Source organism: Ramlibacter sp. (genome assembly GCF_029866045.1).
GTDB lineage: Bacteria > Pseudomonadota > Gammaproteobacteria > Burkholderiales > Burkholderiaceae_C > Ramlibacter.
On the sequence record NZ_JARXAB010000114.1, the window covers coordinates 1 to 9,018 of the forward strand.

Annotated in this window: 6 protein-coding genes; 5 read left to right on the forward strand and 1 reads right to left on the reverse strand. The window is 70.0% G+C overall.

Annotated elements, in window-relative coordinates:
- The 5 genes from QE494_RS12495 to QE494_RS12515 all read left to right on the forward strand — a co-directional run.
- Nucleotides 1-235 (forward strand): BamA/TamA family outer membrane protein (locus QE494_RS12495; RefSeq protein ID WP_300043742.1); only part of this gene is annotated, 235 nt, incomplete at its 5' end.
- Nucleotides 232-2,901: a translocation/assembly module TamB domain-containing protein gene (locus QE494_RS12500; protein WP_300043743.1), complete on the forward strand. Its 2,670-nt coding sequence runs from the start codon at nt 232-234 to the stop codon at nt 2,899-2,901. The genes QE494_RS12495 and QE494_RS12500, both read left to right, overlap by 4 nt.
- Nucleotides 2,902-3,119: 218 nt before the next feature.
- Nucleotides 3,120-5,051 (forward strand): circularly permuted type 2 ATP-grasp protein, encoded by a 1,932-nt coding sequence (locus QE494_RS12505; RefSeq protein WP_300043744.1) that lies wholly within the window; start codon nt 3,120-3,122, stop codon nt 5,049-5,051.
- Between the two features lie 14 nt (nt 5,052-5,065).
- A complete protein-coding gene (locus tag QE494_RS12510) occupies nt 5,066-5,971 on the forward strand; it encodes a transglutaminase family protein (protein ID WP_300043745.1) in 906 nt (301 codons plus the stop codon).
- A 38-nt stretch (nt 5,972-6,009) separates the two neighbouring features.
- Entirely contained in the window at nt 6,010-6,468 is a 459-nt protein-coding gene (locus QE494_RS12515) for a RidA family protein (RefSeq protein WP_300043747.1), read from the forward strand.
- Nucleotides 6,469-6,543: 75 nt separating this feature from the next.
- On the opposite strand, the gene parC is transcribed toward QE494_RS12515, so the two are convergent.
- A complete protein-coding gene (parC, locus tag QE494_RS12520; RefSeq protein WP_300043748.1) occupies nt 6,544-8,916 on the reverse strand; it encodes a DNA topoisomerase IV subunit A in 2,373 nt (790 codons plus the stop codon).
- Nucleotides 8,917-9,018 lie beyond the last annotated feature (102 nt).

Genomic DNA, 9,018 nt, shown 5'->3' on the forward strand with positions numbered 1-9,018 from the left:
CAGCGTGGAGTGGCTGCGACCGCTGCGGTCCGGGGGCCGCTCCAGCCTGTGGGAGCAGGCCTTCTTCATCGACACCGGCGCAGTGGCCGACCGCGCCGCCAAGCTGCGCCTGTCCACCGGAGTGGGTACCGGGCTGCGCTATGCGAGTCCGGTGGGTCCCCTGCGGGCCGACCTGGCCTGGGCAGTGCAGCCGCGGCGGCTGCGCCTGCACCTGAGCGTGGGGGTGGTGTTTTGACCGCCCGCCGCCTGCTCATGGGCTTGCTGCTGCTGGTGGTGGGGGCCGCCCTTACCCTGGCTGCGCTCTGGATCTGGGCGGGCAGCGGGCAGTCGCTGCAATGGACCTGGAACCAGCTTGCGCCGGCTCATGGCCTGCAGGCCCAGGCGCTGCAGGGCTCGCTGCGCGAGGGCCTGCGGGCGCAGCGCCTGCGTTGGGTACTGGAGGACTGGGAGGTGGAGGCCGAGGACGTCGCCATCGCGTGGCGGCCGCAGGACCTGCCGACGCTGCGCGATCGGGGCCTGCTGCATGTGCCGCTGGCGCGCATTGGCACGCTGCGACTGACACCCCGCAAGCGCGGTGGCGCAGCAGCGCCTGGTGCGGGCCCTGCGCCGACAAGGCTGACCCTGCCCCTGAACCTGCAGGTCGACGAGGCCCGCCTCGGCCGCTTCGAGGTGGCCGGCGGCTGGGCGCTGCGCGACGTGGTGGCCCACTACACCTACGACGGCCAGCAGCACCAGGTGCAACTGCGCCAGGCCCGGGTGGCCCACGAGTCCCTGGGCACGCTAGACCTGCAGGGTCAGGTACGCCTCGGCGCACAGGCGCCCTTGCCACTGGACCTGCGGCTGCAAGGGCGCTGGGCCATGCAGACAGCGCCCCCTCCGCCATCACCCCAGGCGCTGGGGCTGGACATTCGTGCCAACGGACCCCTCGCGCTGCTGGACCTGCACCTGCTGCTGCGCGCGCCGCCCGTCGCAGGCGGGAGCGCCGGTGCCACATCCCCCGGGTCGGCGAGCGCGCCACAGGCCGAGGTGCGAGCACGAGTCGCGCCCTGGTCGCAGCCGCGCTGGCAGTCGATCGACGGACGGCTCGCGGCCCTGGACCTGGCAGCCTGGTGGCCGAAGGCACCGCGCACCCGGCTCAGCGGCCGCTTCTCTCTCGCGCCGCCCGCAAGCGCGCCAGGCCCGGGGCCCGATGCGCCAACGCCACCGGGCGCGGGCGGTAAGCCTGCCTCGCTGCAGCTGGATATGGACAATGCGATTCCCGGGCCATGGTCCGAGGGCCGCCTGCCACTGGCCCGGCTCGAGGGTCAGGCCGACCTCGACGCCAACCTGCTGCGTGCGCTGCGCCTGCAGATGGACGTGAACCGCAGCACCCGCTGGCAGTTGCAACTGCAGGCGCCGGTACGCTGGCGGCGCGAGGCCGACGGCCGCTTGACCCTGGGGCCCGGGGCGTTGCTGTTTGACGGGCTGCCAGTCCGCCTGGCCTGGGACGGCCTGCAGTGGGGTCGGGGGGAATGGGCTGCGCAGGCCCACCTGAGCGGCCTGCCGCTGGCCTGGGCGGTGCAGGGTCTGGGCATCCTGCCGGCCGGTTGGCGCCTGCGCGGCAACCTGGAAGCCGACCTGAGGATGTCGGGTACCGGTGCTCAGGCACGCTGGGACGGCGCCCTGCGCGCCGATGAACTGGCGCTGCGCTCGGTGGTCGACGGCATTGACCTGCACAGCGGAAGCCTACGCGCGCGGCTGGTAGGGCGAGATCTGTTCATCGACGACCTGCAGCTGCTCGGGCTGGACACGCCCGGCACGCCCGGCAGCGGCGGTCGCCTGCAGGCCCGCGCGCAGGGGCGGTGGCTGCCGGCAGGTGGCTGGTCACTCGCCATCGACGCCAACTTGGCGCAGCTACGGGCCAGCCTGCGCCCCGACCGGCTCGTCACCGTCTCGGGCCAAGCGCGCGCCGAGCTTGCGAGCCGGACGCCGCTGCGGCTGCACGCTGACCTGCGGGTCGACCAAGCCCGCATCACCCTGCCCGATCGTGCGTCGCCGCGACTGGGCGTGGATGTCGTGGTCCGCGGGCGTCCTGCGGATGCCCCCGAGACCGCTGTGCCTGTGCAACTGCAGGCGCGGGTCGACCTGGGACCCGACTTCCAGGTCCGGGGCAAAGGCCTGGAGGCCCAGGCCCGGGGCCGACTCAACGCCAGCGGAGGCGTCACCCTCGGCACGCTGCGCCTGGACGGCCAAGTAGACCTCGCCAGCGGCCGCTACCAGGCCTTCGGCCAGCGCCTGCGGCTGGAGCGGGCCTTGCTTCGGTTCACCGGCGCTCCGCTGAACCCGGCGCTCGACCTACTGGCCCTGCGCCCCACATCGCCAAGCGAGACCCAGCAAGTGGGGGTGCAGGTGAGCGGACAGGCCCTGAGCCCGCGGGTGCGGCTGTGGTCCGACCCGGCACTGCCCGAGGCGCAGGCTCTGTCATGGCTGGCCCTGGGACAGGGCAGCGCCGCGGGCGGTGTCGAGACCGCGCTGCTCGAGGACCTGGCGGTCACCCTGCTCAGTCGCCGCGCGGGACTGGGCGGCGGCACCCTGGCCCAGCGCCTCGGTCTGGACGAACTGGGGGTGCGCCAGGGCAGCGCATCGGGCGTCGGGGGTGGGGCTGGCGGCGGCCAGAGTGGCACGCAGGCGGGCGCAAGCGGCGGCGGCGGGGCGCAGGCCTCCGGCTCCGCGCTCCAGGGCGCAACCCTGGCGGTGGGCAAGCGGTTGGCCCGCGACCTCTACGCCGTCTACGAGCGCGGACTTTCGGGGGTGCTTGGCACGCTGCGGGTGTTCTACGACATCAATCGCCGGCTGCAGCTGCGCCTGGAGGCGGGCGACAGCAACGGCGCAGACCTCGTCTACACAGTGCGGATCGAATGAGGACGGCCCGGGGATCGATGTAACAATCGAGCGCTGTGGAACGCCTCTTCGAGCCCCTCTCCGGCGCCGCGCGCCAGGGCGCCCTGGCCGCCCTTCCCCAAGTGACTCAAGTGCCCCTCGCGCCGCCATTTTCACCCCCGCTCGGGCAGCCACCCGGGCAGCCATTTGCCCAGCCGTTCGCGCAACCATTCGCTGTTGCGCCCGGCCACTTCGACGAGTTGCGCGGACTCGCCGCCCAGCCTGGAGGCGCCACGCCGGGCTGGTCGCGTTTTTTCGACAGCCTGGGCCAGACCAGCCCGGGTGACCTGAACCAGCGCAGCCAGTTGCTGGCCCGCCAGGTCCGCGACAACGGCATCACCTACAACGTCTACGCTGACGCGTCCGGCCCGCAGCGGCCGTGGTCGGTCGACCTCTTCCCGCTGCTGATCGAACCCGAGGCCTGGCGGCGCATCGAGTCCGGCGTGGTGCAACGCATGCGGGTGCTCGAGAGCGTCATGGCCGACATCTACGGCCCCCAGCGCCTGATTGCGGGCAACCTGCTGCCGCCCGCCCTGGTGCATGGGCACCCGGGCTATCTGCGCAGCATGCGCGGGGCCACCCCGGCAGGCGGCCGCTTCCTGCACATTGCCGCCTTCGACCTGGCGCGCGGCACAGAGGGACTCTGGTGGGTCGTTTCGCAGCGTACGCAGGCACCCTCCGGCCTGGGCTATTTGCTGGAAAACCGCAGCCTGGTCTCGCGCCTGTTCCCCGAGGCCTACCGCGCGCTACGGGTCCAGCGCCTCGCCGCGAGCTACCGCACCCTGGTCGACAGCCTGCGAGCCAGGGCTCCGACCCGCGGCGAGGAGCCCCGCATCGCGCTGCTCACCCCCGGCCCCTACAACGAGACTTACTTCGAGCACGCCTACCTGGCCCGCTACCTGGGCCTCACGCTGGTCGAGGGCGGCGACCTCACCGTGCGCGGCGAGCGCCTTTATCTCAAGACCTTGCGCGGTCTCGAGCCGGTGCATGGCCTGCTCAAACGCCTGGACGATGAGTTCCTCGACCCGCTGGAGTTGCGCGCCGACTCGCAGCTGGGCGTGCCCGGGCTGATGCAGGCCGTGCGCGCCGGCAATCTGCTGGTGGCCAACGCGCCCGGGTCGGCGGTGCTCGAGTCACCCGCGCTCCTAGGCTTCCTGCCGGCCCTGTCGGAGCACCTCCTGGGCGAGCCCCTGTCGCTGCCCTCCCTGCCCACTTGGTGGTGCGGCGAGCGCGCCGCGCTCGAGTCGGTGCTGCCCGAACTGGCGCGCAACGTGATCAAGCCCACCTATGGCGCGCCCGGCTCGACCACCGTCCTGGGCCGGGCGCTCACCCGCCGGGGCCTGGACGAGTGGGCGGGCCGGCTGACACGCGAGCCCGACGACTACACCGTGCAGGCGTATCTGCCGCTTTCGCAGATGCCCACCTGGGACGGCCGCCGTCTGGCACCGCGCTCACTGCTGCTGCGGGTGTTCGCCATGACCGACGGCGCAGGCGGCTGGCAGGTGCTGCCCGGTGGTCTCACCCGGCTGGCCGGCGCCAGCGAGCAGATTGCCTCGATGCAGCGAGGGGGCAGCAGCGTGGACACCTGGGTGCTGGGTGAAGACTTCAGCGTAGACCCTGGCGCGGAAAGCGACCCGAACACCGAAGATGAAGTCGCCCCGGCGGCCCGTGGCCATGAGGAGATCGAAGCTCTGTCGCCCACGCCAGGGCCAGCCCCGGTCCCGAGCAGCCGCGCCGCTGAAAACCTCTTCTGGCTGGGGCGCTACCTCGAGCGGCTCGCCCACCGCCTGCGTCAGGCCCAGACCAACGGCACCGTGGTGGACGAAGACGCCCAGCGACACGACCTAGTGGCGATGCGGCAGGCCGCCTCTGCGGTGCGCGATCGGCTGTCCCCTGTGCAATGGCAACGCATTCAAAAGGGAGAGGATCTCCCTTCACTAGAGGATTTGATTCGCGACCTGGCTGGACGCCAAGACGAGGACGAGGGCTGGCGCCTGCTGGCCACCGGCCAGGCCATCGAGCGCATGGCCTCGCAGCCGGACATCGCCCATCTGGCCTGGCGGCTCTCCGACGACCTGAGCACGCGCCTGTTCACCCATTCCGACGACGCCCGCTACCGGGTCGGCGCCTGACGCGGGGCCTTCTCATGCGACTGCATGTCGTCCACGAAACGCACTACGCGTATGCGCCGGCGGTGAAGACCGCCCAGCACCAAACCCACCTGGTGCCTGCCACCCTGCCTTGCCAGCGGCTGGTGTCGCACCGGCTCACCATCGACCCGGAGCCCGCCCAGCGCCGCGTGTTCACCGACGGCTGGGGCAATGGCGGTTGCTTTTTCAGCCTGCAGGCTTCGCACGACCAATTGCGTGTGGTGGCCGAGAGCCTGGTCGAGACGCTGCCGCGCCGGCAGCCAACCAGTACCATCACCTGGGAGGCCGCGCGCGAGCGCATGCGCTATCACCGCGCGGCGCACTGGGACCCGGCCACGGAGTTTCTCTTTGCCTCGCCCTACGTACCACGGCATGAGGACTTCATTGCCTACGGCCGGCCGAGTTTCACCCCGGGCCGGCCGCTGCTCGAAGCCGCGCAGGACCTGATGCAGCGCATTCACACAGAGTTCGCCTACCGGCCCCAGGCCACCGACGCCAGTACCCCGGCGCGGCAGGCCCTGGCGATGCGTCAGGGCGTGTGCCAGGATTTCGCGCAGGTCATGGTGGGCTGCCTGCGCAGCCTGGGCATTCCGGCGCGCTATGTCAGCGGCTACCTGCTCACCGAGCCCCTGCCGGGCCAACCGCGCCTGGTGGGAGCCGACGCCTCCCACGCCTGGGCCTCGGTCTACTTGCCCGCCGAAGCAGGAAAGGCAGGAGACGGCGGAGCGGGTGGCACCTGGGCCGACCTCGACCCGACCAACAACCGAGCGCCGGGCGAAGACTATGTCACCCTCGCCATTGGCCGCGACTACGGCGACATCGCCCCGGTGCGCGGGGTGATCCACGGGGGCGACCACACACTGCGCGTCGCGGTCACGGTCACGCCGGTGCTGCAATCCTAAAATCACCTGATCACACCCACCGACAGAGAGAACAACGCATGTCTGCCATCGCCGCCAAGCTCCAGGAACTGAACATCACCCTGCCCCCGGTCTCGGTGCCGGCCGCAGCCTATGTGCCCTTTGTGCGCACCGGCAACCTCGTCTTCCTCTCGGGCCACATTGCCAAGAAGGACGGCCAGGTCTGGGTCGGGCAATTGGGCAAGACCCTGGCCACCGAAGAAGGCAAGGCCGCGGCGCGCGCGGTGGCCATCGACCTCCTGGGCACGCTGCAGGTGGCTGCCGGCGGCCTGGACAAGGTCACGCGTATCGTCAAGGTGATGAGCCTGGTCAATTCGGCGCCTGATTTCACCGAGCACCACCTGGTCACCAACGGCTGCAGCGAGCTCTTGGGTCAGGTCTTCGGCGACAAGGGTGCGCATGCGCGCAGCGCCTTTGGCGTGGCACAAATCCCGATGGGGGCTTGCGTGGAAATTGAATTGATCGCCGAGATCGGCTGAGCCAGCCAAACGTCATCCGCGGCGGACGTGGCGGAAGCAACGCTCAGGGCCTGACCCGCTTTGCCCGGGTGACGCTTATTCGACCCGGACCACCGCCACCGGCTTGAACCCCAAATCGGCCGCCTTGCCCTTACGTCCGCGACCTGCCTTGGCGTTATTGAGTGAGCGGATCTCGAGTTGCTCCTCGCGCTCCTTGCCGCCGCGGCCGATGCCAGTAATGCGGATGCTGCGGGTGTAGGCCGCAGCGCCAGCGAGGGTGTCCTTGGCCTCGAGGTCAATCAGCATCAGACCGCGGCCGCCCTTGGGCTGCACTTTGAGCTCGCTGATCTCGAAGGTGAGGATACGGCCACCGACGGAGGCGCAGGCCACATGGGTGGCTGGCAGATGGAGGGGCTGGGGCGCAGCCCCGGCAGGCACCGCCCCCGCAGGCAATGCAGCGTTGGCCAGGGACGGCCGGCATACCGTCTCGCCCTCGCCGCAGCTGATAAAGCTCTTGCCCCCACGCTGGCGCGAGCTCATGTCCTCTACCGTGGCCAGGAAACCGTAGCCGCCGCTGTTGGACAACAACAGAAAGGTGCCGCCATGGCCGGCGAAATAGTGCAGCACCTGGGTGCCGGCCTCGAGTTCGATGAAGCTGGTGACCGGCTGGCCGTCTCCGCGTGCACCGGGCAGCAAGGCAACCGGTACCGAGTAGATGCGGCCGTTGCTACCGAAGGCGAGCAGGGTGTCGACCGTGCGGCACTCGAAAGTGGCGTACAGGCCATCGCCCGCCTTGAAGGCAAAGCCGGCGGCGTCGTGGCCGTGGCCTTGGCGGGCGCGCGCCCAGCCTTTTTCCGAAATGACCACCGTCACCGGCTCGTCGACCACCTTGATCTCGGCCACGGCCTTCTTCTCGGTCTGGATCAGCGTGCGGCGCGCGTCGGCAAACTGCTTGGTGTCAGCCTCGATCTCCTTGACCATGAGCCGGCGCAGGGCGGTGGGGTTGCCCAGGATCTCTTCCAGCCGGGACTGCTCCTCGCGCAGGCCTTTGAGCTCCTGCTCGATCTTGATCGCTTCGAGTCGCGCCAGTTGGCGCAGGCGGATTTCGAGAATGTCCTCGGCCTGGCGCTCACTCAGACGAAAGCGCGCGATCAGGGCCGCCTTGGGCTCGTCGCTCGCCCGGATGATGGCGATGACCTCGTCGATATTGAGCAGGACGATCTGCCGGCCTTCGAGAATGTGAATGCGGTCCAGCACCTTGTCCAGGCGGTGCTGCGAGCGCCGCTCGATGGTGCGCTGGCGGAAGGTGATCCACTCCTCGAGCATCTGCCGCAGGGACTTTTGCACCGGCCGGCCGTCGAGGCCGACCATGGTCATGTTGATCGGCGCGGAGTTTTCCAGGCTGGTGTGGGCGAGCAGCGTGGTGATGAGTTCCTGCTGCTCGATGCGGCTGGTCTTGGGCTCGAAGACAAGGCGCACCGCCGCGTCCTTGCTGGACTCGTCGCGCACCGCGTCGAGCACCGCCAGCACTGTCTGCTTGAGTTGCTGCTGATCCTGGCTCAGGGCCTTTTTGCCCGCCTTGACCTTGGGGTTGGTGAGCTCCTCGATCTCTTCGAGCACTTTTTGCGAACTCACGCCCGGGGGCAGCTCGTGCACCACCAACTGCCACTGGCCGCGGGCCAGGTCTTCGATGGTCCAGCGCGCGCGCACCTTGAGCGAGCCGCGTCCGCTGCGGTAGGCGTCGGCGATGTCGCCAGCCGGCGAAATGATCTGTCCGCCGCCGGGGTAATCAGGGCCGGGCACCAGGGCGAACAGCTCCTCGTCAGAGAGCTTGTTGTTTTTGACCAGGGCCACGCAGGCCTCGGCCACCTCGCGCAGGTTGTGCGAAGGGATCTCGGTGGCCAGGCCAACGGCAATACCGCTGGCGCCATTGAGCAGGGTGAAGGGCAAGCGCGCGGGCAGCTGCGAGGGCTCCTCGGTGCTGCCGTCGTAATTGGGCGTGAAGTCGACCGTGCCCTCGTCGATCTCGTCGAGCAGCAGCGTGGTGATTCTGGCGAGGCGGGCCTCGGTGTAGCGCATGGCGGCCGCGCCGTCGCCATCGCGGCTGCCGAAGTTGCCCTGGCCATCGATCAGTGGGTAGCGCTGCGAAAAATCTTGTGCCATGCGCACCAGGGCGTCGTAGGCCGCCTGGTCGCCGTGCGGGTGAAAGCGGCCCAGCACATCACCCACCACCCGCGCGCTCTTGACCGGCTTGGCGCCGGCGTTGCCGGAAAAGCCCAGGCCCATGCGGGACATCGAATAAAGAATGCGCCGCTGCACCGGCTTTTGGCCGTCGGCCACGTCGGGCAGGGCGCGGCCTTTGACCACGCTCAGGGCGTATTCCAGGTAGGCGCGCTGGGCGTAGGTGGCCAGGTCCAGCTGGGAGTCGTCCCCGCCTTCGGCGGCGAGGGAAATCAGGTCTTGCTCCATGGGGGCTCAGTTCTCGGATTCAATTCGGGGAAATCGACGGGGCCGGCAGTGTCGGGGGCGGCAGCATCAGGGGCGTGTTGCCCAGCGAGTTCGCCAGCGAAG